The organism is Rhizobium sp. NPDC090279 (assembly GCF_044769665.1).
Taxonomy (GTDB): domain Bacteria; phylum Pseudomonadota; class Alphaproteobacteria; order Rhizobiales; family Rhizobiaceae; genus Rhizobium.
This window is the reverse complement of the sequence record NZ_JBIVYI010000003.1, coordinates 525,441-552,119: the sequence shown is the minus strand read 5'-3', so window position 1 is coordinate 552,119 and position 26,679 is coordinate 525,441. Positions and strand designations below refer to the sequence as shown.

Genomic DNA, 26,679 nt, shown 5'->3' with positions numbered 1-26,679 from the left:
TGGATGATCGCATCCGAATCCAGATGCTTCGGCAGCGGCAGCTGCACCAGAATGCCGTGGATTAAGGGATCGTCGTTCAGCGACTGCACCAGACCGGCAAGCGCCTCCTGCGTGGTCTCGGCCGGCAGCGTGTGCTGGACCGACTTGAAGCCGCATTCCTTGGCCATCTTGCTCTTGGAGTTCACATAGGCGTGGCTGGCCGGATCATCGCCGACGATGACGACCGCAAGCCCGGTCTTCACACCGCTCTCCGTCTCAAGCCCTGCAGCCGCAACCTTCACAGCCTCGATCACCGATGCCGCTGCTTGTCTCCCGTCGATCACTGTCGTCACGCTCGTCTCCCGATCATGAATTCGGTGGCAATCTACAGGCCATCCACCGCACGGAATTGCCTGCAAACGCCCTATGGTGTCTGAAAGCGGTAATTGCAAGGGAAAACGATGAGGCGGTCAGCCGCGGTCCTGATGCCGGCGCACCGCGTAGGTTTCGACCTTGGCGCGCAAGGACGCGAGCTCCTGCTGGATGCGGACCCACTCATCCGCGACATCGAGCTGATCCGTATCCTTCGAAACGAGAGCAGCCGGCGGCTCAACTGCGATCTCGAGAAATGACGGGAGAGCGGCATCATCATGGTGCAAATCGAGGCCTGCCGACATGATGTTTTCGTCGACCGTGTGGTCTTCTGCGGGCTCGACGCCCGCCAGCCATTTGCGCAGGAACACGGCACAAAGGGCCAGGCCGAGGCCTGCAAGGAAGCCGGCCGCCTGATTACTCGCGAGATGATCGTCCAGCGGCGCAACGGACGCGACAGCCTGGGATAGCACCGTCAGCGGCGGCCTGGCTTCGGACACCGTCATGGCAGCATTCTGTTGCTCGGCCTCATAGCGGTTCTGTGCTGTCGTGACAGCATCCTGCAGCTGCGCGAGATGGGTAAGATCGACATCGCTGCCCGTCTGGCTGGCGGCAGTCATCTGCGCCGAGAGAGCCGCCTGCTTTTCAACAGCCGCTTTAACCGCCGCTTCGCTGCTGACGGCCAGCTGCTGCAGCTGGCTGCGCATGTTGGCGGCAAGATCGTCGACGGTTGCCTGCTGCGCCAGCAGACGCGGATGGCGCGGGCCGAGCTGCACGGAAAGCTGCGTCAGCTGCGTCTTAGCGGCGTTGTAGCGGCTGCGCAGATCATCAAGGCCCGCGGAGGAAAGATCGCCCGACAACGCGCCGCTCAGCACGGATGCCGGCGTGGCCGACTTGACCGCTGTGAGGCGGGCCTTGGCGGTACGCACGGCCAGATCGGCTGCCCTAATCTGCAGGTCCAGCTGCTGACGCTGCCGCTGAAGCGTCTCCGCCGCCATGATCTTGTCTTCGCCATAGCGCGCCTTGAATTCGGCAAGAGCGGCGGAAGCGCGATCGAGGTCCTTGCGGCTGCGATCGGCCGCCGTCTCGACCCCGAGCGACGTGCCAGCCGCGTTTGCGACCGCGGCATCATAGAGAGTGGCGATAACAAGCCTATTGGCAATATCGGCCGATCTTGCGGGATCGCCCGACGTAACGATCAAACGCAGCAGACCTGCCTGACCGTCGATATCGACGGCAACGCCTTTGCGCAGCACTGCCTGCGCGCGCGATGGCGCATCGGACGCGTTGCCGCTGCCGGAGAGCAGTTCGACCACAACACCGAGGGCGCCGGCGCGACTGCCGGTAAACTCCGGATCGCGATCAAGCTTCATCCTGGCAACGACGTCGGACAATACGGACGGCGCGACGACACGCTTCGCCGCAACATCCAACAAGGCCTGACGTCCGCGACCCTCGCCTTCCGCATGGAGAACGGCCTGCGAAACATAACGCGGCGGCGGCGCAAGCAGGGTGGGAATTGCCGCTCCCGCCAAGGCTGTTGCGAAAACGAAACCGAGGGCCGGGATGCTGAAAGACCAGCGTCCGGCACGAGATACATGTTCAGCGACAACAGGCACGGCGGCAGCCTGCCGCGGAAGCTCCGTTACGCCGTCAAGCAGATCAGGCACGAATTCCAAAAGATCAGGGACCTGCTCCTGTAACTGTCGGCGTTTCGCGTCGAGGGCGTCTCGAATACGTTCAGCCTGATCGGCGGCCGGTCCGGTCTCCAGCGATCGTCTGTGGCCCGACACCGGAAAGGGATCGCCATTCAACCGTCTGCGCAGGATGGCGCGCAATTGCGCATCGCGCGGGTCGTCGGCGTTGGCGGCACGCAGACCGGCGACGCTACCCAGGTCGTCATCGTCGCCGTGGGGAGAAACATGCCGGCCGGATCGCCGCGAAACCTCTGAGGTTTCCGCATCGTCGGGGTGTAATCCGGTCCTGGCTTTGCTTTCAAACATAGCGGGCTATCTCGCGCACATGGTCCAGGACCAATGCAAATGGTTAACCCACTCTAAAATTTCATGCCAAAGAAAGAGTTAACGCCGAGCCCGCAAATACTAACTTGCTAATTTATCTGGCGGAGCGATGCGCCGCTGCGGCAGGGGATGCGGCTCTGCGCGAAGGACGCGCTCCTTGCGGCCGAACTGATGCCTGACAACCTGATAGAAGAACTGCGGTATGCCCAGCATGTAACGCCGCCATAGCCGGTTCGGCTCCAATGCCAGACGGAACAACCACTCGCTGCGCATCGCCCGCACGAGCCTCGGCGCCCGTGGCACCGTCTCGGAAATGAAATCGAACAAGGCACCGACGGTCAGGACGAGACGCGCATGTTGCGGCCCGACATGTTCGGCGACCCATTTTTCCTGCAGCGGCGTGCCCATGCCGACGATCAGCATATCGATCTTCTGGCGGCGGATTTCCGCCGTCACGGCATTGCTTCGCGCCGGATCGAAGAAACCGTCCGATACGACGATGAACTGATGCCAAGGTGCATGCTGGCGGAGTTTCTCCGCTGCCTTTTCCACGACGGAGCGCTTGCCGCCCAAGAGGCCGATCCGCCGCGGCCGCTCCATGAAAGTCAGCAGCGCGGGCACGAAATCCGTACCATTCAGATTGGCGGGGAAAGGTTCGCCGTGAGCGACGCGCGACGCGATGTCGAGGCCGATGCCGTCAGGGAGAACCAGATTGCGCTCGAGGACATTGCGGTAGTTGTCGTCGCGCAGCATGACCAGCATGTTGTGGGCATTGACGAAGGAGATGGAGGTCTGTCCGACCGGCAGGGAGGCAAGCTCGTTGACGAAGGTCAGCGCATCATCCCAGTCAAGATCGCACACCGGCAGATCGAAGATCATGCGGCGTGATGCAACGACGGCAAAATCGGCTACCTGGTTCAATCCCATAACCTCCTGCCCGGCATCGCAAACGCGCATGATGCCGGTACTCACAAGCTCATGCCCCTCGCCGTTCATCGGCGCGGCGACTGCGAGGCATCGCTGGGACGTACTTATAGCAAGACAAATCCAACTTTCCGTTAGGAAGGAAGCTTGGATTTGCCGGAAGACATCAGGGATCTGTTAAGCATGCCCGTTAATAGTAAGTAATTACTTATATAAACATGTGAAGCAGCTAACTTATGGCTGGCGCACGATTATTCGCCGGGCGCCTTGTCCTTGGCTGCATCCTGCACGATCTTGACGGGCTTGACCGTTCTCTTGCCGATGCTTTCCCCGCCATGGGTCTCTTCCTTGGAGAGATAGTCGAGCTGTTCGATCAGCACGTCGGCGACATAGTCCCCGCCGAGCCGCTCGTTCATGCGTTTCTTCAAATCGCTGCGGAAGGCGGCAACGTCGAAACTCTGCGTGTGCGCAATATCGATCGCCTTGTTGCCGATCAGCAGCGAAAAGAGTTCGTCTGTCGTCAGCTCCGGCAAGGGTATCTGGAGGGCATTGGCCTTGCCCTTCTCCATCATGAAGGAGATGCGCGTCAGGAAATAGCCGGTCACCTGGCCGTTGGCGATAACGGGAACGTTGATCGATTCGCCCTTGACCAGCTCCTGCTGTGCCTTCTTGGCATCGTCAGGGCTGATCGCGGGCGCCGTCGCCACCTGCACCGAAAAATAGACCGAGGCCAATGTTACGGCGCAGACCCACAGGCCGGTGATGACGAGCTTGATCATCCGGCCTCACGGACGCGGAATTGCTCCTGCGAATAGGTGCCGTCCGCATCGGCGTTCTGCACGGCATTCTTCAAGATCTCGGCGACGGCCCGCACCGCCTCGAGATGCGCCTCGACGCGGCGAGCATTCAGAACCAGCTTCTTCTTCAGATCATGCAGCTGCTCGATATGGGTGGCGGCGAGATCTGCCGGATCGGTATCGCGAAACAGCATCGACAATTCGTAAAGGCAGCGGCTCTTGTGCGCGTTCGATACCTTGAGATCGAATTCCGGGTCGGTGCCGATCCGGTTGTTCTCATTGTCGATAATCATCTCCAGGCGGCCAAGGACAGACTTGATCCGATAGTCCTGCGACATCATTTCCATGTTTGTTACCTCGCTCATGCTTTCTGGGACGTCAACGAATTCTGGTTGGTGATGCTGTTGTTGCCGTCGTTATCGGCATCAGCGGCGGCCAGCGTCTTGCGCTGAAAATCAGTGATCGCGCTGAGCGCCATCTTCTTGTCGTTCTCATCGGTCGCGGTATGGATGGCGCCGGTGTTGCGCATCTTGTCGACCTGTTCCTTGTACATTTTTTCAGCGATGCCCACGCCGCCGTTCTTGGAGATCGTGTCGCCCAACTGCTCGGCCATCATGCCCTTCCAGATCTCGCCGGCCGAGCCCTTGCCGTAGAGCGTCTCGCTGCTCGGCAACATGTTCTTCACGAAGTTCTGCAGCACCATCGACTCGAACTTGCGATAGGCCTGCGGAACCTTCGTCCCGGCCACATGGGTATTGGCATTGGCGAGACCGGCCTGGGTTGCGGCGCTGTTGAGCGCGTCCACCGACGCGCCGAAGCCGTTGCCATTCTCGGCCAGGCTGGTCGCCGCAAAGGCAGCTTTGTTGGCGGCGAGCTTGGCTTGCGCTGCCTCGACATCGGCGGGATTGGCCGCCTTGACGACATCGAGGACCAAGTCACTCGGAGGCGAAATAGCCACGTCACGTCTCCTTCTATTCTCGCATACCAGAAAATGCGCGGCTCAGCGCTCATCTCAGGGCATATCGAATCAAACTGTCAGAGCAGGCCGGCAACCCAACGATGCGAATCCTGCCCCATGATCGCGATGATTATGGTTTTTGAACCTTGCTGGAGGCTGGCGTTGCGCCAGCGAAGCGCTGATCGATGATGTCGTAGACGGCGTTGTCGTCCGCCTCCCGCGTTTCTAGCTCGCGGGCATCCTTCATATGCTCTTCCAGCCTATCGGCCTTGGTACGCTCCTGCTGGACCTTCATCTGAATGAGCTTCTGGATGCTTTCCAGCTGCTGGTCGCGGATCATCAGGCGGCCGTAGCGTTCGGCGTAATGGATCGAGAAGGCCATATGCACGGGATCGACCGAGCCGATGGCAACCATGACCCGCTCCATCGATTCGGTCACTTCCGAGCGCTGGCGGGTCGTGTCAGCAAGTTCGTTTTCTGCTATCCGCTCCAAATGCCGCTGCACCGCGACCAGGCGCTTCAATTTCTCTGAACGGTTTTTCTCCGCCATCGCCACCTACCCGCCGGTTGCCTTACTCCGGCTACGCTCGCATCGGACCACGTCCTCTTTCCGTTCGCGGGCTAATGCCCATTGAAGACGGTAAGGAACGCACTGGAAAATTGACTGACCAAAGCCGCGATGGTGAGATAGAGCATGAACAGCCCTCCCATCAGCAGATATGGCGTGGAGATGAAGTAGATCGGGATCTGCGGCGCCAGCTTGTTGATGAAGCCGATCGAAATCTGAAACATCAAGCCGTAAAGCACAAAGGGGCTCGCCAGCCGCAGCATGATGAAGAAGGTCGTCTCCAGCGTATCCGTGATCGAGATCAGCGCGGCGCGCGGCTCGATGTGACCGCCGAAAGGAATGACGGAATAGGAATCGACCAGCGCCTGCAAGACATAATGGTGGAAATCCAGAATGAAGAGAATCATCAGCCCGCAAAAGCTGACGAGGCTGGTGAGCGACGTTTCGTTCGATTCCTCGATGATATCGGCGCCGCCAGGCGCATTGAAGCCGATCATCATCGATATGACCGTGCCGGTGAATTGCAGGCCCAGCGTATAGATCCTGGCCATCATCCCATACATCAATCCGATGACGGTTTCGGTGAAGATGAGGCCGATATAATTCGCATCGCCTTTCGACACCTGCGGATAGATCGTGTTCCAGAGCAACGGCAGGATCGCCATCGTCAGGGCCACGGAAAGCAGCAGCCTGATCTGCGGGGGGACACGGCCAGAGGAAAATCCCGGGAGAACCATCATGCAGCCGCCGATGCGGCAGAAGGCGACGAACAGCGCCAGAATGGTCCCCTGGGGGTCGGTTATCATGAAATCGAACCTAGAATCTTGATCTCGATCCCCTTGGCCAATTCCACATGCGACAGGACCGGAAGGGTCGCGAACAGGCGTTCGATGATCATGCGCACATAGGAGCGCGTTTCCGGCGACGTGACAAGAACGAAGGGCATGCCGCGATCCATGTATTCACGGATAACTTTGCCTGCCTGCTCGCTGAACTCTTCGAGGCTGCGCGGATCGATGTCGAATTCGACGATCTCGCCCTTCTGGTCGCGCTTCAGCGCCTGATGGAAGATGAGATCCCATTTGCTGCCGAGGCGCAGCACACGCAACACGCCGTTGTCGGCCAGATCGCCGCAGAGCTGTTGCGCCATGCGCACGCGTACATGCTCGACGATCTGCTCGGTCTTGCGGACATGCGGCGCGAGTTCGGCAACCGCTTCAAGAATGAGATGCAGGTTGCGGATGGAAACACGCTCGGCGAGCAGCAGCTTCAGCACCGCCTGCAAGCCGGAATAGGACATGTGCGACGAGCAGATCTCGTCGGCGAGCTTCTTGTATTCCGGGTCGAGGCGCTCGATCAGGATCTTGACGTCCTTATACGACAAGAGCGCCGGCAGATTGTTGCGGATGACTTCGCTCATGTGGGTGAGGACGACGGAGACGTTGTCGATCGGCTGGAAGCCTTCGCGCTTCAGATCCTCGGTGAAGGCCTCGAGCACGGAGACAGCCGGCATGCCGAAAGCGGGTTCGCGAATCTCGTCGCCAGGAACGGTCGGCTTGCGGCCGGAGCCGGTGACGACGAGCACTTCGCCGACGCGGAGCATGTTGGAGGCGATCGTCGTGCCGTGGATGCGGATCTGATACGACTTGTCGGCAATCGCCATGTCGTCGATCACCTTGATTTCCGGCACGACGAAGCCGTATTGCGTCGCGAACTTCTTGCGCATCTTGCCGACGCGGAAAGCCAGTTCCTGATGGGCCCCGAGCAGGCGGGTCGAGACGATCTTGCCGAGCGCCAGCTCGATCTCGGCGGTCTTCAGAACCGACTTGACCGAATCCTTTTCCATTTCCTTCGTCTGCATCACCTTCTGCTCTTCGGCATCACGGCGAAGCTTGTTCTCGGCCTCGATCTGGCGCGGAATGAACCAGGCGCCGGTCGCCATCAGGCCACCGAGGAGGATGAAGGGAAAGAAGGGCATGCCGGGCATGATGGCCAGGATGCCCATAAGCACTGCCGAGACGGCAAGCGCGCGCGGATAGCCGCTCAGCTGATTGATGACCGCCTGGTCGGTGGAGCCGGACGTGCCACCGCGCGAAACAAGAAGACCGGCGGCGAGAGACACGATCAGCGCCGGCATCTGCGAAACCAGACCGTCGCCGACTGAGAGCTTGACGAAGACGTCGGCGGCCTGGCCGATCGGCATGCCGTGACGGAAATAGCCGATGATGATGCCGCCGAAGATATTGATGCAGGTGATGAGAAGGCCGGCGACCGCGTCGCCGCGCACGAACTTGGACGCACCGTCCATCGCGCCGAAGAACGAGCTTTCTTCCTCCAACTCGCGGCGACGGCGCTGCGCTTCCTTCTCATCGATCAGGCCGGCCGAAAGATCGGCGTCGATCGCCATCTGCTTGCCGGGAATGGCGTCCAGGGTGAAGCGCGCGCCGACTTCCGCGATACGCGTCGCGCCTTTGGTGATGACGATGAAATTGATGGTGATGAGGATCAGGAAGACGATCAGACCGATGACGAAATCGCCCGACATCACCAGGCTGGCAAAGCCGGCGATGACACCGCCTGCAGCATCATGGCCTTCATAGCCATGTGAGAGGATGACGCGGGTCGTCGCAATGTTTAGCGCCAGACGCGTCATCGTAGCGATGAGCAGGATCGTCGGGAAGGACGAGAATTCCAGCGGCTTCTTGATCCAGAGCGCCACCATGAGGATCAGCACCGAGAAAGCGATCGAGAAAGCCAACCCAAGGTCGATCAGAAACGGCGGGATCGGCAGGAACAGCACGCACAGGATGACCATGATACCGAGGGCGAACCCGATATCGCGAATGCTGGGATTGGCTTTTGGAAGTGCTATTGCGGGTGGTTGTGCCATCGACCGGTTCCGTCTCTTCATGAGAGGAGGCAAACGGCTGACCCGCGTGCCCTAGTGGAACCGACCTCTAAAGATCGAAGCTTGCGCGAGCATGGCCGATGCCATCGGCGCGCATGATCCGCCGGCCGGGAACGGCCTTCGGATCTAACTCAGAAGCCCGATTGGATGCGGGAGAAGACGAGATTGGTGAAGATCGAAATCTGCGAGCCGACGAACGGCGCCGAGATGCCGATCGTGACCATGACGGCGACGATCTTCGGCACGAAGGTCAAAGTCGCCTCCTGCACCTGGGTCAGCGCCTGGATCAGGGCGATGACCAGACCGACAACCATGGCGGCGATAACCGCTGGACCGGAAGCCACCAGCACCGTCCAGATCGCCGCCTGGAAAATATCCAATGCATCGGCTTCATTCATGGCATGTCCACTCCCGGTTCAGCGGCACATCATGTGCCGCTGGTCTGATCCGTGCTCGATGAATCGGACGAATCACTGCTGCTACTATCGCTCGACGACGTCGGCTGATCAATGGTGGTGCCCGCCGGAGCAATCGTCACGCCGGCCTGGATCAGAATCTTGTCGCCGGCATCGGTCTGGGCGATGATACCGTCCGTATAGACGGTCACTTCCTTGATCGTGCCTGTCGTCTTGCCGTCGGCGCTCATGATCTGCTTGCCGATGTAGTCAGAGGCCTGCGAGATCCACTGGTTCTGCAAAACCGTTTCCAGATGCGAGTTCGTCTGGATCTGCTGCTCGACCTGGGAGAAGCTCGCCAGCTGCGAAATCTGCTGGCTGGCGTCCATCGGGTCGGTCGGGTCCTGGTTCTGCATCTGCGCGATGAGGAGCTGCAGGAAGTCGTTGTAATTCAGGCTGGCGCTCGCCGACGCGGCGGCGGCGCTGCTCGAGGAACTGCTGGAAGAGCTGCTGCTGGCGCTGTTGACGGCGTCTACCGCTGCCATGGAGCGATCTCCCGACGAATGTGCTCGATCGTCGCCGCCGGCATTTCCTGGTTGTGCAGAATATTATCCTCGACCGGGTAAAGGCCGCGGATCGCCTTCAGCGCGTCGAAGGCGCGGCCGGTGGCAACGAGGCCGTCGATGCGCTTCAGCTCGGCCAGCACTTCGTCATTGTGGAAGCACGACAAGAGCATGACGATCGACTTGCGGAACATCGCCGTCGACTGTTCCTTGCCCTCCGGATTGATGAGGATCATCTGCGCGATGAAATAGAGCTGACGCAATGGCGTCGTCGCGTCCTCTGGCTGGAGGACATGGTTCTCGAGCAGGAATGTCACATCATTCAGGAATTCCAGAGCAACCTTGCGATCGACGCGCAGGACGGCTCCGTTGATAAAGATCTTTTCCCCGGCTTTAAGCGATATGCGAAGCGTACTTTTCATTTAAGTCCATCCCTGATGATGGTGGTGACATCGATGATGCCTTGATAGTTTTCCGACTGGCGCCGCCTGATCCGTTCGCATTCCTTCAATATCCAGATGGCGATCGAAATTAGGTTGGCGCGCAGTTCGACGTTGAGCTGGTTCTCCGGACTTTTCAGGTCCTCGACGAAGCTCACCCACAAGCGTCGCGTGTAGAAGAGAGCTTCGATCGCTTCGCGGCCGTATTTCCCCGCATCACGGGCCGCAGAGAGAAGGGCTACCGACCGGTCCAGAACTTGTCGTTCTCGTTCCTTGGCGTCGGCCACAGCATCCTGCAGGACTTCCGCATATGAGAACTGATACATTCATGCATCCTTCCTGGTCATTACTTCCCTTTGATCATCAAAGGTAATTTACAAGGCTTAGCTGCTGGATCTTGGAAACAATAGTGTAAGCCGTTTCGAGCTGGGTCTCGAGACTGTTGACCTTGGTCGACGCTTCATAGGGATCGACCCCGGTCAGATCACCGATACTGGTGTTGAGAATGGTCTTCTGGGCGTTCAGTGTCGTGTTCGCATCCGACAGGCGCGACTGAGAGAGGCCGAGCTGACTTGCCTGGCTGTTCAATCCGTCAATCGACTGGCGCGTATAACTGATGGCCTGCTGCGTGACGGCATTCACCGCGCTTTGGTTGAGACCAGGCGGCGTTCCCATCAGCGCATTGGTCACGCTGGTCGCAAGCGCCAGATACCGCATGCCAGAGGAATTGGAATTCGTCGAGGTTTCCACGACTTCCGAATTATTGATGCGGCTCGTCATATTCTGATCGGACGCGCTCGACCAATTGGCCCAGCCGGTGTCGGACGTGAACATCGGCGCTACGGTATTGGTGATGAAATCGTTTATCTGCGCGGCAGATATGGTCGATGCGGTTACCGCCGGAGACTGGCTGCTCATGTAAGCCGTCAGTTGCGACTGAATACTCGCGTTCGCCGTCGACGAATAATCCGTCATCGGCTGGACGTCGGTATTGGTTCCGGCAAAGAGATACTCGCCATTGACCATCGTATTAGCGGACGCGATGACGCCCGACAAAGTCGACGTCGCGGCCTGCTGCGCCAGGGCGACGCTGCTGCCGTCGGTATTGCCGCTCAGCGCCACGAGCTGGTCCATCAGGTTCTGCGCCTGCGTGCCCATGCCAGTCAAGGCGGTTTGCGATGTCGTCATGCGCTGGTTCGCAACGGAGTTGCTGCTGAGGATGGAGTCGATGCGCGACACTTCCCTCGTCAGGTTCACGTTGAGCGAAGTGCTGCTACCGAGCGCAACTCCGATATCGGCGTAGACGCCCGTGGTTGCCTCCGTCGAAGCGCTCGTCATCTCATTCTGCGCCTGACGGATCGTCTGGCGCATCGCGTTCTGAATGGCATTGCTCGAAATGAAAGATAGTTTCATGGCTTAGCTCGCAATATCCAGTACCGATTGAAGCATCTCGTTGACTGCGTTCAATATCTTCGTTCCAGCCTTGTAGGACTGCTCGATATCCATCATCAGCGTCAGCTCTTCGTCGAGGTTGACGCCGGTCGCATTCGAATAGGCGCTCGAGGAGCGCGAAAGAGCTGCAGACGTATTTTCCGCCGCTGTCGTTGCCGTGCTGCGCTGGCCCTCGAGCCAGCCGATGGAGCTCGATGAATAATCCATGAGCGTCGCATTGGTGCTGGAGCCCGCATTGCCATCGAAGCTCGCCTTGGTATTCATGGCGGTAATATAGGCGTCCAACTGCGTGGAGTAGCCGCTGTCACCACTGGTATTCTTCGTGTAACTAGTGTCGGTAGTGGTATTGTTAATACCGCCATCACGCACCAGGTTCGGGTTAGCAACCGCGGCGGCACTGAGCTTGATGGAACCGGCCAGACCGGTAATGACCGTCGCACTGCTCGGTCCTGTACCGCTTGTCCACGTGGTCGCGCCGGAGTAGGTGAACAGACCGGTCGCCATGACCGGGCTGCTCGGATTTGTGTTGCTCGTTTCCGCAAACGTCGTCACCAGGCCGCGCGCGATCTCATCGAGCTGCTTCTGGTAGGTCGGCGCAACATCATCACGGATCTGCAGCGCCGCCTGAAGAGTGCCCTGCGCCGTTGTGCTCGCGCCTTGGCCCGGGGTCAACGCAACGCCGTCGATATAGACGCTGTTGCCCGGGACGGGACTATCGGGTGTGTAGGTATCCGTCGACTTGAACGTCACGGTGCGCGGAATGGTCTCGAAGAGGGTCGTCCCGCTCGTGGTGTAGAGCGCCATGTCGTTGTTGCCGCGCGTCACCGTCGTCACACCGACAATCTTCGAGATCTGGCCCAGGATCGAATCGCGCTGATCCAGCGCATCGGCAAGGGCGCTCGACGTTGGACCGGCCGTGGCCGTGGCGGATTTTACCGCGTCGTTTGCCGTCTGGAACTGCGTCAGCAGGCTGTTCAGCGTACTGACGTCGGAGCTGATCTGCTTGTCGGCGTCGCTGCGGGCGGTCTGCACCGCCGTCGTGGCATTGTTGAGCGATGTGACAAGGCTCTGTGCGGCATTGATGGCAGATTGCGCCGCCGTGGAATTGGACGGCGACCCCGCATAGTTCTGCATCGCGTCCTGAAATGCCGACAGATAGGTCGCCGGCGCGATCTCGTTGTCGTTGCCGCCGAGCGTCGCCGACTGGAGATTGCTATAGGCGTTCAACAGCAGCTGCTGCGCCGAATCCGATGACGACGAACCAAGATAGGCCTTCTGCAGAGATGGCTCGCTGCTGCGGGCGATCTGCACCACCTGAGCACCGGCCATATCGGTGGTCACCACCGCCTGCCGACGCGAATAGTTCGTGTTGTTGGCGTTGGCGATATTGTTCGACACGACGCTGCTCTGCGTGCCGGTATTGTTGAATATTGCCTGCGCGTTGTTGAGAGCTGTTGTGAGCGACATGACTTACTCGATACCCTATTCGTTTTAGCGCGGCAGATTGGCCGAAGTGTCGGGATAGCCTGTCAGAGCAAGGCCGGCGAAATAGACCAGATAGTCGTTGGTGACGGACGGATGACCAGCCGAGTGAACCGGCATCGCACTGGCAGAGCGGCGACGTGCGGTGCCCAGGCCAGCTGCCCGTGCTCCCACTTCCGCAAATGCAGTCTTCATGCTGCCCAAATTCCTCATCTGGAATCCTCGTTATCCTTCATACGACTAAGAGTAGGTGGCGGGCCTTGCGTGAAGCTGTCTGAGAGGACGAAAAGCCGATCATCGCGAAAAGCCTCGCCGTGAGCGCCGCACACTGGGCTCGTCCTCGGCCATTCTGCGCCGAAACCGTAAGGAAGAACGCACCTTCCAGCGTCACAGCCATCCGGCAGGCCGCAAAAGAATAAGCCCGAGAATCAAATGATTCTCGGGCTTATTCATGGGTTTGAAGTCCGTGATAGGCGACTTGCCGTATCAGCTCCAGTCGATGCAGTAGCCGAGGAAGCGCTTGGAATCGACCGGGTCGAAGCCGAGCTTCTTGCGCAGCTTCTTGCGCAGCTTGGAAATATGGCTTTCGACGACGTTCTCTTCGACTTCCTCGTCGAAGATGCCGTAGATGGCGTTGAAGATCTGCGTCTTCGTCACGCGGCGCCCGCGATTTGCTATCAGATATTCGAGGATGCGGCGCTCGCGGCGCGGCAAGGCAAATACGGAACCGTTGATCTCCGGATCACGACCGTCTGCGAAGACGCGAATCGGACCGATATCGGTATAGTTGTTGATCGCCTTCAACCGGCGGCGGATCGCCGCGGCCCTGGCAAGGATTTCGCGAGGATGCACCGGCTTGCGCACGACATCGTCCACGCCACAATCGAAAAGTGCAAGGGTGGCTTCCAGCGAGGGCTGGTCGCTGACCGCGATGACAGGTGCCGTCGTGCGGTCACGAATCGCTCTGGGGAGCTCGTGCACCTGCTGGCCCTGCCCGATCAGAAAGGCTTCGACCGCAGCGATATCGCCCTCTGCCGCCGTCGTAACCCATTCGCCGAATTCGCGTGGGTCAAACCCAGTGGACGGGATGCCTTCCCGTCCAAACAGTGATGTATATCCGTCCTTAACGAGCTCTCGCTCATCAACCACTACGATCATTCGTCCGCCTCCGAATCAGTGTGGTGTTTCGATGAACTATGGGTACGAATCGGGCGAATCACGAACAACTGTCGGAAATGAGTGGCGGAAATTAATAATTGATTAACTTTGTAGGTGCGATTTGCACTAGATGTAGTGGGTGGCTTGCGTTTTACACCGATAAAAAAGTTGTTAGTGAGCGTATTATTAACACGCGCATTTTGGGCAAATCCACGGCAGTCAACTGCTTCGATTGGGTTAGTGTCGGCTAACCGGAAAGGGCATGCAACCTATAGGTTGTCTAATTCCGGCAGAACGTCGCCGCGTTGGGCGTCCATTTTCCGTAACCGGTTGCAACCAGATTGGCAATCACGCGGCAGACATAGATCTTTTGGGCGGGGTCATTGTTCGGGCCTGCGTGGTATCTAGCTACCGCCATTGTCCAGGTCTCATGCCTGTCGTGGAGATTGCGGAGAAACTTTGCGGCATACTCGACATTACTACGCGGATCGAACATGGCGTCGACAGATGCAAAGTTTTCGCCATGAAAATACTGATTGATCTGCATGCACCCGACATCGATAAGCTTTGCCCCATTTTGCCGTGCCGCGGCGAATACCTGCAGCGCGGCGCCCTCCGACGGCGGAAAGATGGGCCGTCCCTCAACATTGAGGGCGTAGGGGTAGAGCGATCCCTTGCGCCCCGTCTCCGTCAGACCGACCGAGTAAAGAATCCCTTCCGGTATTCCATATTTCGCGGCGGCTGACTGGATTTCGCGTTCGCAAAGGCCCGCGGCGCCATTGTCGGGCGGCGCCGGATTGCCCGATGCGTATGCCTCAGAGGTAAACCGCCCCAGAGCGAGAACGCTGCACGCCAGCAGCAGCGCCGTCCTCAACACCGCGCTCACCCGAACTGCGATTGCCATCGTTTCCATTTGCCTGCTGTCCCGAATAGTTCTGGCCTCTGGGACGCGCGTCGCCCCCCTGCCCCTGGTTCTGGTTCAGCAGAGACTGCTGCTGCGGCTGGTTCGATCCGGAATTGCGGCCACTATCGGACTGCTGGTCCGCATTGGACGCCAGGGTGACGGTGATATTGTCAACCTGATAGCCCTGCGCGCGCAGCGCATCGACCATGCGGCTCTGATCGGCATGAAGCTGTCTGTAGGCTTCGCCCGTCTGGACTTTCAGGTCAACGCTCAGCTGGTCTCCGGAAAGCCGCATGGTTGCCGTGACATCGCCGAGATTGTCGGGGCGCAGCTGGATCTTCAGCGTGTTGACGACCTTGCCAGTGCTCGTCAGGTTCGCAGCGTTGGAAAGCGCCGAGCCGGGCTGCATCGCAGCCGACCATTCATGGTCGCCCGCCAGGGTTCCGGCAACGAGTGCCGAGTTGGAGCTGGTGGCAAGTCCTAGATAGCGGCGCGAATCCAACACGGTAACGGTTGGCATGTCGCCGCCTGCCGAGGCTTCGGCCTTGATGTCGGCCGTCTCGTCTCCGCTCTTGCTGATCGAAAGATCGAGCGCGCTGCCGCGGCCGTCCACCCGCGTCAAGCGGAAGGTCTGGGACGCATCCGATCCATTGCCATCGTTCGGCAGCGTCACGGTCGTATCCGATACGTTGTCAACAAGTGCCGCCTTGCCGAGCGGCATTGCCTGAACCTTCGTATCTTCGACCGTCTGACCCGCCTGTGCCGTGCCGGCCTGCGCCGCCGCGACGGACTGCGGAAGGTTCAGGAGCGACAGGGTATCGAAGATCGGATTGGTCGTCTGACCTGCCTGCGTCGTTGTTGACTTACCATCATCCGTCGTGGGTTGCGCGTCCTTCCCACCTTTCACGACGGACGCTTTGTCGTCGCCTTTCACCGGCGTCGCCTGGCCAGTGGTCGTTGCGACATCGGCCAGCTGCTGCGCGATCTCGGCAAGCTGATCAAGCGCAGCCGACTGCGCCGGCACCTTGCTCGGGTCGGTCGCCGGCATGGCCGGGTCCGTGGCTACGGCAGGCTGATCGCCCTCAACGGGAGCCGCGTCACCTTGGGCGGCCGCTGGTGCTGTCTTCTGCAACTCTATCAATGATTTGGAGAGCGTCGCAACGCCGGCGCCCTGGGAAGCTTTTGCACCCTTGGTCAGGCCGGCGAGGTTGGCGAGATTGGCCCCGGACGTATCGATCATTCCAACTCCGGCCTTGGCGCTGTCATCAATGGAGAGAGCTATCGCCGCGGAATTACCCGCGATTGTCTTTGCCGCGCTCGTATCTTCATCGGCGTCACCGCTGGCAGTCGTGTTCGCATTGGCTGACGTATCCGTGCCGGCATTCGGGCTTGACGATTTGCGGCCGTTGCCGAGTGAACTGGTCAGCGCATCGATAAAGCCCTTGCCGTCGTCCTGCTTTGTGGAGCGGGCACCTTTGGCAACAGCAAGAATATCAGCCCCGGATGAGGCGCCGGACACACCGATGTCGTTCATATCAATGACTTTCCTGCTTCAACAGGCCGTCGATTGCATCCAGCTTCGAGCGGCTCGTCGTGACGAATGCGTTGAACGAAGAGTCGGCCTCCTGCCGCCCTCCCTCCGGGGCGGGAGCCGCGTTTGCCGGGGCTCCCTGCTCAACACCCGCCGTGCCGGGAGATTGGCCTCCCGTTTGATTCGTCACAGCAGCATCGTGTTCAGTCTTCTGTTGGTTTGGCAGGTTAGGAACATTGCCTTGCCCGAGGCTTGCAGCGTCAGGCGTGCGCAGTATCTCTTCCGCGACAGCCTTTGCCGCCGCACGGAGCGCGCGGTCCCGCTCATCCAGTTCGCCAGCCGGCATCTGGTTCACATCGTTGATCGCCGACTTCAATTCGGGCGTCGATATGCCTGCCACACCGCCATAGAAGCTTGCGAGCGCACCGAAGGCATCGCTGCCATCGTTAGAGATCGCCTGGGCTCGGTTGGCCGCCAGCGCGGCAAGATCGGCCTTGCCGGCGATCGCGGCCCGGCGTGCCATGCGCAGATAGATCTCGCGCTGCCTGGGCGGGTCCATGAAGGACAGGATGTCGATGATGTCCTGTTGTTTGACGTCGGTGTCGTGATCCACGACCAGCTGCACGAAGAGATCGGCAAACTGGCTTGCATAGGGCGAATGCAGGAAGCGCCGTGTGTAGCGTTGCGCATATTCGAGCCCTTGCGGCACCATTCCCGCATCGGCGCACAGAGCCAGCGAACGGCGCAGCGCCGATTCCTCAACGATCGTGCCCGGCGCCATCAACCGCGCCCAGTCGTAGAGCTGCAAGGCGGTCCTGGCATTCTTGCCCGACATGACGTTGCCGGCAACCAGCGAAAGATAGGAGCCGATCGGCTTGTCGCGATACTCCTTGGAGATATCGACGAGCGTATTGACGACGAGCAGCCCCTTGCCGTTCAGATATTTCCTGAGGACATCGGCGACGCGATTGTCGAAATTGCCGTTGACGTCGCGCGACATCAGATATTCGAGCGTTTCGGGGTTGCCGCCGCTCATGGCGTAGATCAACGCCGCATCGACATTACGGCTGTCTTCGAAAACGGACTTGTCGGCATTGCGCAGGCGCTCGTCTATGGTGGCGAGCAGAAAGCGCTGCATCTCTCCGGCGGAACTGTCGCCCGCGACAACGGAATCCTGAACGAACTCGAGCGAGCGCAGCATCTTGTAGAGCGGCAGGCTATCCTGCCCCTCGGCACTCGCAACCCCCGGCACCAACATGCCGAGGGTGAGCGTGAGCGCAAGGCGATGACGATGCTGTTTGCGCGCCATGAACTATCCCTGCTTGCCTTGGCTGGACTTGCCCTTGCCCGAAGCGGGCTTGGCGGGCGTCTGAGCTCCCGGAGCCGCCGGGTCCGTCGCCGCCTGGCTGGAGGGGCTCGCGATCAGGATCTCGATGCGGCGGTTGGCATCGTTGAAAGGATCGTCCGGCAGCTTCAGGCGACGGTCGGCAAAGCCGGAGACCTGGACGATCCGCTTTTCGTCCAGCCCGCCGCTGGTCAGCATGTAATAGGCGCTCTGGGCGCGATCGAGCGACAGGCGCCAGTTGTCGTTGCGGCCGCCGACCATGTAGGGACGTCCGTCGGTGTGGCCGCGGATCAGGATCGATCCCTGGTGTTCCGCCAGGATCTTGCCGATCTTTTCCATCGCCAGCACCATCTCGCGCCGGGGAACCGCCGAGCCGATGTTGAACATCGGGTCGTTCGTCTGATCGGAGATCGTGACGAGCACACCGCCTTCCGCAGCACTCACCTGCAGACCCTCGGCCAGTTGACCGGCAACACCCTTGATCTCGGCCTGGATCGCCTGCTGCAGATCCTTGGCCTCCTGCTGCTGCGCCTTGGTCGGCGTGACATCCTTGCTCTGGGGCAAGGCGGCATTGTCTTCAGGCGTCGAGGCGTCGCTTTGCGCGGAGGCCTTGGCGAGCTGCTGTGCCTGCGTCTGCTTGTCCTGTTGTTTGCCGGTCGCCTGCTGCCCGCTTATTGTCGGCTGCTGCTCGGGCGTTTGCGGCTGATCGGCCGGCTGACCGGTATCGGCCGCCGTTGCCTTCGACAAAGCGATGACTTCGCCCTTGGCCGATTGATCCGACTTGGCGGACTGTTCCTCATTCGCCTTCTTCGAAGCGCTGGAAACCTGAACCTGCTTGGTCCAGAAATCCGGATCGAACGGATCGCGATAGGCCTGGCCGCCATCGGCGCCTGTCGCCGGACCCGACTGGGCGGCACCGCCATCGCCCTTGGCGCTGACATTGGCCTGCTGGCCGACTTCCTGTGCGATCTCGGCCAGGACCGAATAGGGGTTTTCGAAGAAATCGGCCTCGGAATAGTTCGTCTGGTCGCCGGAGGTCGACGTCAGGTCCTCGCCGGTCTTGGCCGACTTGCCGTCATTCGGCTTTTCCTGCGGCTTGTCGGACTTCTGCTGGTTCTTTTCGCCCTGAGCCTGATCGACGGGCTTCTTGAGGCCCTTCTCGGTCGGCTTCTCGTCGGCGAGCTTGATCGGATTGAAATAGGAGGCGACCGAAGCCTTCGTCTCCTCGTTGGCGGCATTCACCAGCCACATCACCAGGAAGAAGGCCATCATCGCCGTCATGAAGTCGGCATAGGCGATCTTCCATGCGCCGCCATGGCCGCCTTCATGTTCGCCGCCGCGGCGCTTGACGATGATGATCTCGTGCTTGCCGTGATTTTGATCGCCGTCGCTCATTTCAAAATCTCTTTCAGGCTAGCGGCCCAGGCAGACATTCGGGTCACAAGAACGCTCTCGCCGATCGTGACGGTGAGATCGACGTCCTGCGCTTCGACATGGCGCAAGAGAGCGCCGTCATCGCCGAGATGGCTATGAAGAGCCTCGAAGAGGTGGCGCGGGCCGCTGACGGAGATCGGTCCGGCACTGCCGTCGAGGATCGCGGCCCTGACCAGCTCGGCGAGATCTGCGACGGCCTTGGTCGTCAGCGTCTCGGTCATGATCGGCGCGAGGATGGCGGCGGCCTCCGTGCTGATTGCCTGCCCGAGCATCGTGGCGATGCGGCTCATATCTGCCGCGATCTTCTCCGCCGCCTGCTCTTCGTAGCGTATCCGCAACGCATCCATTTCGGCCCGGAACGACTCGTTCACGGCATCGAGCTCTGCCTGATGCGTCTGCGACAATTCCTGGGTTGCTGCCTCGTGTCCTTGCGCATAGGCGGCGCGACGCTCCGCCTCGACATCGACGGGCGGCTCCATCGGGCCGTCGACAAACTCCGCCGGCTCCGCAAAGGCCATATCCTCGACATGGGGAGGCGAAACCTGTTCGGCGCTGAAATCCTTGAGATATCGGGACAGTGTCAGGCTCACGCGCGCATCTCCCTCTGCGCGTCGCAAAGACGCTGCAAGTCGATGCCAACAGAGGGCCGATCCATTCCCATTCTCAAAACGTCGATCATCACGCTTCCGGTTTCCGTCCTCGGGCCGCGCCTTCCGGGACCAATGTCACCGGCACATTGCGCAGCCAAGCCACTGCGAAGGACCGTAGGCAGTCAAACTTGTGCGAAGATGAATGCGATGCTGTATTGCCGATCCGACGGAGCCGCCCGACGATCATTTTCCCTGGAGGATAATCAACACCTTGCTCGCCATGCTGTTGGCGATCGACAGTGACTGCACACCCATCTGCTGGGCCGTTTGCAGGGCACTCTGACGCACCGCGGCCTCTTCCATGTTCGTGTCGACGAGGTCACCGACGCTGCTCTTGATGGCGTCGCTGAGCTTCGAAATATAGTCCGACTGGCTCTCTATATTCGACTTCATCAGACCCAGCGTCGAATCCGCTGAGGTCGCCGACTTCAGAAGCGAGTTGGTGACATTGATCATATCGGTCAGTTCGTCATCGGTCGTGCTGCTCGACAGCGCGATCTCGGTCCCGCCCGCCGGCGTCGAGCCGCCGCTGGCGGCGAGGAGATAATAGTTGCGGGCGGGAGTGGTGGTGGTGCTCGAAGTATCGAATGTGCTTGCATTAACATTCTTCGTCAGCAGCCCATTGCCGGGATTTGCGGTATCGATCATCAGAGTTTGTGAGCTGTCGTAATTGATCGTCGTGAAGCTGACCTGCCCGCTTGTACCGCGCGTGAAGTTGCTGATCACGGATTGCTGCGTGGTTGGCTGCTGTGCACTGTTGTAGAGCCAGTTCTCGCCGGAGAAGGATGCCGACTGGCTAACGGTTTGCAGCTGATTCTTGAGCTGCTGAATATCGGCGTTGATAGCGTCCTTGTCGGTGCCCGGCTCCTTTGCCGAAACCAGCTTGGACTGGATCTGGGTCAGCAGGCTGACGACCGTATCCATGGCTGTGGATGCCGTGTCGACCTTCGAGGCGCCGAGACCCAGCGCATCCGTGATCGTGGACAGGCTGCTCTGGTCCGAGCGCATGGTGGTCGCCATCGACCAATAGGTGGGATCGTCGCTCGCCGTCTGGATGCGATAGCCGGACGAGACCTGCTGCTGCACGACACCGAGATCTTTGTTCACTCCGCGCAACACGGTCAGCGCCGCCGACGCGGCAGGATTCGTCGTCACATTGCTCATCTGAAAATCCGTAGTTCCATTGGGACTGGCAAGCCGGACCGATCCGGCAGCAACGATTGGCCTCATGCCCACCAGCGGGAGATATCCCAGCGCGGCCCGTCGCTAACGCGCGAGCCGGCAACCGCTCAAAAGACGAACGAAAACCGGACCTGCGCAAAGACTGCAAATCAATTGGCGGCAACGTTAACAAAAGCTTATGTGCGGCGACAAGAGAGAAATGCCGCCGCGCCATTTCAACGCAAGCTCCAGTCAAGGCTCACTTGAAGAGAGCCAGAACATTCTGCGCGCTGGTGTTGGCAATCTGCAGCGACTGGATCGCCAGCTGCTGCTGGGTCTGCAGCGCCGACAGTCTGCTCGACTCCTCTTCCATATCCGCGTCGACGAGCTTGCCGACGCCCGAATCGATCGTGTCACGCAGGGTAGAAACGAAGCTCGTCTGCAGATCGATGCGCGTCGAGAGAGAACCGAGCTGCGACGCCGTGCTGTTCAGGGCGTTGAGGGCGCCCTGCACCAGGTTCATCGCCTTGCCGATGTCGCCGCCCGTCATGTTGGTGATATCGAGACTGAAGACGGAATAGGCTTTGCCGCTGATGGTCAGCTTGCTGCCGAGAATGCCCGAGCTCGTATCGATCGTTCCGCTGCTGTTGGCGCCGAACAGAACGTTGCCCTGCGAGCTGGTATCGAAGGCGTAGCTGGTGCTGTTGACGGAAACCGTGCCGTTATTGTTGCGCACGAAGGAGGAGACGACGGAGGCTGAAGCGCCGTTAGCCGCATACATCCAATTCTGCCCGGAGAAGGATGCGGACTGGGCAATGCTCTCCAGCTGCTGCTGAAGCTGCGTGACCTCTTCCTGGACGTCGGCCTTCGACACGCTGTTTTCGGTTGCCGCGACCAGCTTGTCCTTGATCTGCTGAACGACGGTGATGGCGTTGTCCATCGCCGTATATGCCGTATCGACCTTCGCGGCGCCCAGGCCCAATGCGTCCGATACGGCGGAAAGCGCGCTATTGTCGGAACGCATGGTGGTCGCGATCGACCAATAGGCGGCATTGTCGGCGGCCTTGGCGACCTTGTAGCCCGAGGAAACGCGGCTTTGCGTTTCCTGCAGGTTCGTGTTGATGCTGCGCAGGGTTTGGAGAGCGGACATCGCCGCGTCGTTGGTGAGGATGCTTGTCATTGGGGTGCCCCTTGTGGCTGAATTTGAAAGGGACATTCCGGTCTTCGGCCGGGAACGGCAATCAGCCTCATGCTTGTTAACCGCCTCTTAGGAGAGGTTAACCAACCGTTGCGCTAGCTGCAACTGACAGGAATAGGGTTAATAAAAGGTTAACGCCGCCTGCAAAAGTTAACGGAATCACTCGTTTCGCCGACCGGCCGATTCAACATCGCGCCGTCGGCTGTGCCACCCTTCATTGAACCTGAAACGGCGATATCCGCCCAACGTGCGCTGACATGCCGCTTTCCGCCCCAACATCGCCATCTGACGCGCGCCAAGGGCCTCAAGTCAGCCTCGCGCCACCTTCGGCGTCGTAGATAGCGGCTATCCGTCCAATGGCGGGCGAAGGCGGCCGACATCTTTAGCGGCGTTCCGGCGATGGTGTCGGCACCGGCGGCCATATGCGAGGTTGAGATGTTCAGTTTGCAGGACGCCGGACGGGCGGCGGTTGATCGCCATGAGCGAGCAAGCCTCGACCCCGACGACTGGCAGGCTCTGCGCAGGCAGGGTCACCGGATGCTTGACGACATGTTCGATCATCTCGAGACGCTCGGCACGAAGCCTGTCTGGCAACATGCCCCCTCCTCCACCCGTGCCCTTTTCGATGCGCCTTTGCCCATCGAAGCCAATGATCTTGCTGAAGTCCACGCCATCTTTCGGGAAAACATCCTCCCCTATGGCAGCGGCAACATTCATCCCGGCTTCATGGGCTGGGTCCAGGGCGGCGGCACGGTTACCGGCATGCTCGCAGAAATGCTCGCCGGCGGGCTGAACGCCAATCTCGGCGGACGCGACCACATGCCGATCGAGGTCGAACGCCAGATTATCCGCTGGACGCGCGAGATCTTCTCCTTTCCGGAAACGGCGGGCGGCATTTTCCTGACCGGCGCTTCGCAGGCCAATTTCGTTGCGGTGCAGATCGCCAGATGCCGCAAGCTCGGTCGCGATGTGCGTGCAGCCGGCCTGTCCGACGAATCCCGGCTTGTCGCCTATGCCTCGAGCGAGGTGCATGGCTGCGTTCCCCGCGCCTTCGAAATGTCGGGCATCGGCAGCGATCAGCTGCGGCGCGTTGCGGTCAACGCCCGCGGCCAGATCGACATCGACGCGCTCGAGCAGGCGATCCTTCGCGACAGGCAGGAAGGCTTCGTGCCGTTTCTCGTCATCGGCAGCGCGGGAACGGTCAACACCGGCGCCGTCGATGACCTTGCCGCCTTGCGGCATATCGCCGACAGCAATGATCTCCATTTTCACGTCGACGGCGCGCTGGGCGCCCTCGGCGTCTTGAGCCCTGACCTTGCGCACCTGTTCGCGGGCATCGGCAGCTGCGATTCGCTCGCCTTCGATTTCCACAAATGGGGTCAGGTGCCCTACGATGCCGGCTTCCTGCTCGTGCGGGACAGCGAATGGCAGCGGCAAACCTTTGCTTCGGATGCCGCCTATCTCAGCCGCGCCGCCACCGGGCTTGCAGGCGGAGACTGGTGGCCCTGCGACTATGGTCCGGATCTGTCGCGCGGCTTCAGGGCGCTGAAGACCTGGTTCACGCTGAAAACCTATGGCGTCAAAGCGTTGGGGGACGCGATGAGCGCCAACTGCCTGCTGGCCCGCAGGCTGGCCGAGCGCATCGAAGGGGAACCCGCCCTGAAATTGCTTGCGCCGGTCGCGCTCAATATCGTCTGCTTCGCCTATGTCGGCGCGGAGGGAACGATACCTGCGTCCATCAATTCCGATATCGTCGAACGGCTGCATGCCGAGGGCCGTGTCGCTCCATCCCTGACCCATCTGAACGGGCAGCCGGCCATCCGCGCCGCGATCGTGAACCACCGCACGCGGCAGCAGGACATCGACCAGCTCGTTCATAGCGTTTTGACAATCGGCTCCCGACAGGATCTCCCCCAATGCTGATGACCAAAGCCCCGACTATCGACCCGGCCTTGCCCAACACGCCGGATGCTTCCAGAATTCTCGGCATGCAGAGGATCGTCTCGCTCGTCTATGCCGGCCGCGACGTGACGCTACTATGGAACGAGCTCATGCAGCGCGTGACGGCCGATCCGACCGATGCGGCCGCATTTATGGACCTCGCCATCATCCTGCAAACGCTCGGCCGCACCGAAGAGGCCCGTCAGATCCTGAAGAACGCCGTGCAGCTGCGCCGCGACTTCCGTGTTGTTCACGGCTATGGAACCGGTCCGCATATCCTGGCCTTCGTTACCGAAGGCGACTTCATGGCCAACACGCCGCTGGATTTTCTGCTGGCGGGCAGCGATTGTGTCCTGTGGCTGCGCTATGTCGACCTGAAGACCGCTGTTCTCGCCGATCTGCCGGATCACGACGTCGCCTTCATGGCGATCGGAGAGTCGACCGAAAACGCGCCTCTGCTCGCCCACATGCAGCGGCTGCTTGCCGGGTTCGACGGTCTGGTGATGAACCGCAATCCGGGCCTGATCGCAGGGCTCACGCGCGACGGCGTGAGCGGAATGCTGGCAGATGAGCCATCCATCCTGTCGCCCGCCACCCATCGCTTATCGCGCGACGATCTCGCAGCCATCGGCGCCGGCGCCAAACAGCTGAAAGACTGCGCCTTGGGCCTGGCATTCCCGCTCGTCGTGCGCCCGATCAGCACACATGCCGGCCACGGAATGGAGCTCATCACCGATCCGACCGAACTTGCGGCCTTTCTGGCGGCGCAGTCGGCGCCCGAGCTTTACGTGGCGCCCTTCATCGATTTCCGCGGAGCCGACGGCTACTACAACAAGCAGCGTATCGTATTCATCGACGGCAAGGCCTTCGCCAGCCACATGGCGCTTTCCGACCACTGGATCGTGCACTATCTGAGCGCGGGCATGGGCGAGAGCCCGGCAAAGCGAGCGGTCGAGCAGGCGTGGATGGAGACTTTCGACGAGGATTTCGCAGTTCGTCACAAAGAGAGTTTTGCAGCCCTTTGCCGTCATATCGGGCTCGATTATTTCGGCATCGATTGCGCGGAGCTTCCCGACGGCCGTCTGCTGGTGTTCGAACTCGACGTGGCGATGGTGGTCCACAATATGGATGACCCGATCGTCTACCCCTACAAGCAGGTCGCGATGCGCAAGCTCTTCGATGGCTTCGTCGATGCCATCAGGCGAAAGGCGAGCGCCGCGCTTTAGGCATCAAGACCGCATCACGGCGTCGCACCGAAACGAAAACCGCGCCTTCCGGGGAAGGCGCGGCAAGATAGTTTTGCGGTAAGATCGGCCAACGCGCTGCGTTGGCGCTTCCTATTAACGGAAGAGGGTCAGGATCTGCTGGGTCGACGAGTTGGCGATCGACAGCGACTGAACGGCCAGCTGCTGCTGCGTCTGCAGAGCGGACAGCTTGCTCGATTCTTCTTCCATGTCGGCGTCAACCAGCTTGCCAACACCCGACTGGATCGAGTCCGAGAGCGAGGAAGCGAAGCTCGTCTGCAGGTCGATACGGCTGGAGATGGAGCCGAGCTTCGAACCCAGGCTGGTCATGGAGTTCAGAGCGGTCTGAACCATGTTGAGCGCGCTGGAGATCTGGCCGCCCGTCATGTTGGTGATGTCGAGGCTGAATACCGAAGCGCCGACCGTGGTGTTCTTCGTGCCGAGGATGCCCGAAGCGGTGTCGATCGTGCCGGCTGCATTCGCACCGAACAGAACGTTGCCGGTTGCGCCGGCGTCGAAGGCATAGGCGGTCGAGCTGACCGAAACGGTGCCGTTGGTGCCGCGGATGAAGGACGATACGACCGAGGCGGAATCGCCGGTCTTGGCCATGACCCAGTTTTCGCCGTTGAACGAAGCCGACTGGGCAACGCTCTGCAGCTGCTGCTGGAGCTGCGAAATTTCTTCCTGAACCGACTTCTTGTCGACCGACGGTTCCATGGCGGTTGCAAGCTTGTCCTTGATCTGGCCGACGATGTCGATGGCGCTGGTGACAGCGGTGGTTGCCGTATCAACCTTGGCGGCGCCGAGGCCGAGAGCGTCGGAAACGGCGCCGATGGCGCTGTTGTCGGACTTCATGCTGGTGGCGATCGACCAGTAGGCGGCGTTGTCGGAAGCCTTGGAGATGCGCAGGCCGGAAGAAACGGCGTTCTGCGTGTCCTGCAGGTTCGAGCCGATGGTGCGCAGCGTCTGGAGAGCAGCCATTGCGGCGTTGTTGGTAAGAATGCTCGTCATGATATTTGCCCCTTTGGCAGTTGTTGAATAAGGGACATTCCGGACCTAAAACCGGTAACGGCATTCAGCATCATGCCTATTAACCAAATTCGTTAAGGTTAACTCGCCGCTTCGATGGTCCTAAGAAACAGCAATATAGTTAAGAAAAGCTGAACCGCCCTCGGCCGGAAAAGATAAAAAAAACCGCGCCTTAGATAGGCGCGGTTAACTTGTTGTTTAGGATTTTCGACCAACGCGCTGCGT

The 26,679-nt window shown here is 60.2% G+C and carries 27 protein-coding genes; 2 read left to right on the top strand and 25 right to left on the bottom strand.

What is annotated here, in order from left to right; genetic code table 11:
* The 24 genes from ACIQWP_RS10690 to ACIQWP_RS10575 form a co-directional block, all read right to left on the bottom strand.
* Nucleotides 1-332: tetrahydrofolate dehydrogenase/cyclohydrolase catalytic domain-containing protein (locus ACIQWP_RS10690; protein WP_402786070.1), on the bottom strand; the 332-nt coding region annotated here is incomplete at its 3' end.
* Nucleotides 333-449: 117 nt separating this feature from the next.
* On the bottom strand, nucleotides 450-2,354 hold the full coding sequence (locus tag ACIQWP_RS10685) for a succinoglycan biosynthesis transport protein (protein WP_402786067.1): 1,905 nt from the start codon (nucleotides 2,352-2,354) through the stop codon (nucleotides 450-452).
* Between the two features lie 99 nt (nucleotides 2,355-2,453).
* The gene (locus ACIQWP_RS10680) at nucleotides 2,454-3,293 is read right to left on the bottom strand and encodes a WecB/TagA/CpsF family glycosyltransferase (protein WP_402786064.1); all 840 of its coding nucleotides are present in this window, start codon (nucleotides 3,291-3,293) and stop codon (nucleotides 2,454-2,456) included.
* A 254-nt stretch (nucleotides 3,294-3,547) separates the two neighbouring features.
* Entirely contained in the window at nucleotides 3,548-4,075 is a 528-nt protein-coding gene (locus tag ACIQWP_RS10675; protein WP_402786061.1) for a hypothetical protein, read from the bottom strand.
* Nucleotides 4,072-4,440 carry a hypothetical protein gene (locus ACIQWP_RS10670; protein WP_075855144.1) on the bottom strand — a complete coding sequence of 123 codons (369 nt, stop codon included), beginning with the start codon at nucleotides 4,438-4,440 and terminating at the stop codon, nucleotides 4,072-4,074. Before ACIQWP_RS10670 ends, ACIQWP_RS10675 begins: the two co-directional genes overlap by 4 nt.
* 14 nt (nucleotides 4,441-4,454) lie before the next feature.
* Nucleotides 4,455-5,051 carry a rod-binding protein gene (locus tag ACIQWP_RS10665; protein WP_402786058.1) on the bottom strand — a complete coding sequence of 199 codons (597 nt, stop codon included), beginning with the start codon at nucleotides 5,049-5,051 and terminating at the stop codon, nucleotides 4,455-4,457.
* A gap of 130 nt (nucleotides 5,052-5,181) precedes the next feature.
* Nucleotides 5,182-5,601, bottom strand: coding sequence for a hypothetical protein (locus tag ACIQWP_RS10660; protein WP_402786055.1), 420 nt, complete (start codon nucleotides 5,599-5,601; stop codon nucleotides 5,182-5,184).
* 71 nt (nucleotides 5,602-5,672) lie between these two features.
* A complete protein-coding gene (gene fliR, locus ACIQWP_RS10655; protein ID WP_402786052.1) occupies nucleotides 5,673-6,425 on the bottom strand; it encodes a flagellar biosynthetic protein FliR in 753 nt (250 codons plus the stop codon).
* Nucleotides 6,422-8,509, bottom strand: coding sequence for a flagellar biosynthesis protein FlhA (gene flhA / locus ACIQWP_RS10650; RefSeq protein WP_402786049.1), 2,088 nt, complete (start codon nucleotides 8,507-8,509; stop codon nucleotides 6,422-6,424). The genes fliR and flhA overlap by 4 nt, the downstream gene beginning before the upstream one ends.
* A gap of 149 nt (nucleotides 8,510-8,658) precedes the next feature.
* Nucleotides 8,659-8,925, bottom strand: coding sequence for a flagellar biosynthesis protein FliQ (gene fliQ, locus ACIQWP_RS10645; RefSeq protein WP_402786046.1), 267 nt, complete (start codon nucleotides 8,923-8,925; stop codon nucleotides 8,659-8,661).
* Nucleotides 8,926-8,954: 29 nt separating this feature from the next.
* The gene (gene flgD, locus ACIQWP_RS10640) at nucleotides 8,955-9,467 is read right to left on the bottom strand and encodes a flagellar hook assembly protein FlgD (RefSeq protein WP_402786043.1); all 513 of its coding nucleotides are present in this window, start codon (nucleotides 9,465-9,467) and stop codon (nucleotides 8,955-8,957) included.
* Nucleotides 9,455-9,907, bottom strand: a complete 453-nt coding sequence (gene flbT, locus ACIQWP_RS10635) for a flagellar biosynthesis repressor FlbT (protein ID WP_402786040.1) — start codon at nucleotides 9,905-9,907, stop codon at nucleotides 9,455-9,457. The genes flgD and flbT overlap by 13 nt, the downstream gene beginning before the upstream one ends.
* A complete protein-coding gene (gene flaF / locus ACIQWP_RS10630) occupies nucleotides 9,904-10,251 on the bottom strand; it encodes a flagellar biosynthesis regulator FlaF (protein ID WP_402786037.1) in 348 nt (115 codons plus the stop codon). Before flaF ends, flbT begins: the two co-directional genes overlap by 4 nt.
* Before the next feature lie 37 nt (nucleotides 10,252-10,288).
* Nucleotides 10,289-11,338 (bottom strand): flagellar hook-associated family protein, encoded by a 1,050-nt coding sequence (locus tag ACIQWP_RS10625; protein WP_402786034.1) that lies wholly within the window; start codon nucleotides 11,336-11,338, stop codon nucleotides 10,289-10,291.
* A 3-nt stretch (nucleotides 11,339-11,341) separates the two neighbouring features.
* A complete protein-coding gene (gene flgK / locus ACIQWP_RS10620; protein WP_402786031.1) occupies nucleotides 11,342-12,844 on the bottom strand; it encodes a flagellar hook-associated protein FlgK in 1,503 nt (500 codons plus the stop codon).
* Nucleotides 12,845-12,868: 24 nt separating this feature from the next.
* Entirely contained in the window at nucleotides 12,869-13,054 is a 186-nt protein-coding gene (locus ACIQWP_RS10615; RefSeq protein WP_402786028.1) for a hypothetical protein, read from the bottom strand.
* Between the two features lie 291 nt (nucleotides 13,055-13,345).
* The gene (gene rem / locus ACIQWP_RS10610) at nucleotides 13,346-14,017 is read right to left on the bottom strand and encodes a transcriptional activator Rem (protein ID WP_402786025.1); all 672 of its coding nucleotides are present in this window, start codon (nucleotides 14,015-14,017) and stop codon (nucleotides 13,346-13,348) included.
* Between the two features lie 280 nt (nucleotides 14,018-14,297).
* On the bottom strand, nucleotides 14,298-14,921 hold the full coding sequence (locus ACIQWP_RS10605; RefSeq protein ID WP_402786131.1) for a transglycosylase SLT domain-containing protein: 624 nt from the start codon (nucleotides 14,919-14,921) through the stop codon (nucleotides 14,298-14,300).
* The gene (locus ACIQWP_RS10600; protein WP_402786022.1) at nucleotides 14,833-16,455 is read right to left on the bottom strand and encodes a flagellar hook-length control protein FliK; all 1,623 of its coding nucleotides are present in this window, start codon (nucleotides 16,453-16,455) and stop codon (nucleotides 14,833-14,835) included. The genes ACIQWP_RS10605 and ACIQWP_RS10600 overlap by 89 nt, the downstream gene beginning before the upstream one ends.
* A gap of 1 nt (nucleotide 16,456) precedes the next feature.
* Complete coding sequence (motC, locus tag ACIQWP_RS10595) at nucleotides 16,457-17,761, bottom strand: chemotaxis protein MotC (RefSeq protein ID WP_402786019.1); 1,305 nt, start codon at nucleotides 17,759-17,761, stop codon at nucleotides 16,457-16,459.
* A gap of 3 nt (nucleotides 17,762-17,764) precedes the next feature.
* Entirely contained in the window at nucleotides 17,765-19,192 is a 1,428-nt protein-coding gene (locus tag ACIQWP_RS10590) for a MotB family protein (RefSeq protein ID WP_402786016.1), read from the bottom strand.
* Nucleotides 19,189-19,821 carry a hypothetical protein gene (locus tag ACIQWP_RS10585; RefSeq protein ID WP_402786013.1) on the bottom strand — a complete coding sequence of 211 codons (633 nt, stop codon included), beginning with the start codon at nucleotides 19,819-19,821 and terminating at the stop codon, nucleotides 19,189-19,191. Before ACIQWP_RS10585 ends, ACIQWP_RS10590 begins: the two co-directional genes overlap by 4 nt.
* Nucleotides 19,822-20,064: 243 nt before the next feature.
* The gene (locus ACIQWP_RS10580) at nucleotides 20,065-21,045 is read right to left on the bottom strand and encodes a flagellin (protein ID WP_402786010.1); all 981 of its coding nucleotides are present in this window, start codon (nucleotides 21,043-21,045) and stop codon (nucleotides 20,065-20,067) included.
* A 256-nt stretch (nucleotides 21,046-21,301) separates the two neighbouring features.
* Nucleotides 21,302-22,222 (bottom strand): flagellin, encoded by a 921-nt coding sequence (locus tag ACIQWP_RS10575; protein WP_402786007.1) that lies wholly within the window; start codon nucleotides 22,220-22,222, stop codon nucleotides 21,302-21,304.
* Nucleotides 22,223-22,675: 453 nt separating this feature from the next.
* On the opposite strand from ACIQWP_RS10575, the gene ACIQWP_RS10570 reads away from it, so the two are divergent.
* Entirely contained in the window at nucleotides 22,676-24,163 is a 1,488-nt protein-coding gene (locus tag ACIQWP_RS10570; protein ID WP_402786004.1) for a pyridoxal phosphate-dependent decarboxylase family protein, read from the top strand.
* The gene (locus ACIQWP_RS10565) at nucleotides 24,157-25,407 is read left to right on the top strand and encodes a tetratricopeptide repeat-containing protein (protein WP_402786001.1); all 1,251 of its coding nucleotides are present in this window, start codon (nucleotides 24,157-24,159) and stop codon (nucleotides 25,405-25,407) included. Before ACIQWP_RS10570 ends, ACIQWP_RS10565 begins: the two co-directional genes overlap by 7 nt.
* Before the next feature lie 114 nt (nucleotides 25,408-25,521).
* Here the strand turns inward: ACIQWP_RS10565 and ACIQWP_RS10560 are convergent, their stop codons facing one another.
* Nucleotides 25,522-26,436: a flagellin gene (locus ACIQWP_RS10560; protein WP_402785998.1), complete on the bottom strand. Its 915-nt coding sequence runs from the start codon at nucleotides 26,434-26,436 to the stop codon at nucleotides 25,522-25,524.
* Between the last annotated feature and the right edge of the window lie 243 nt (nucleotides 26,437-26,679).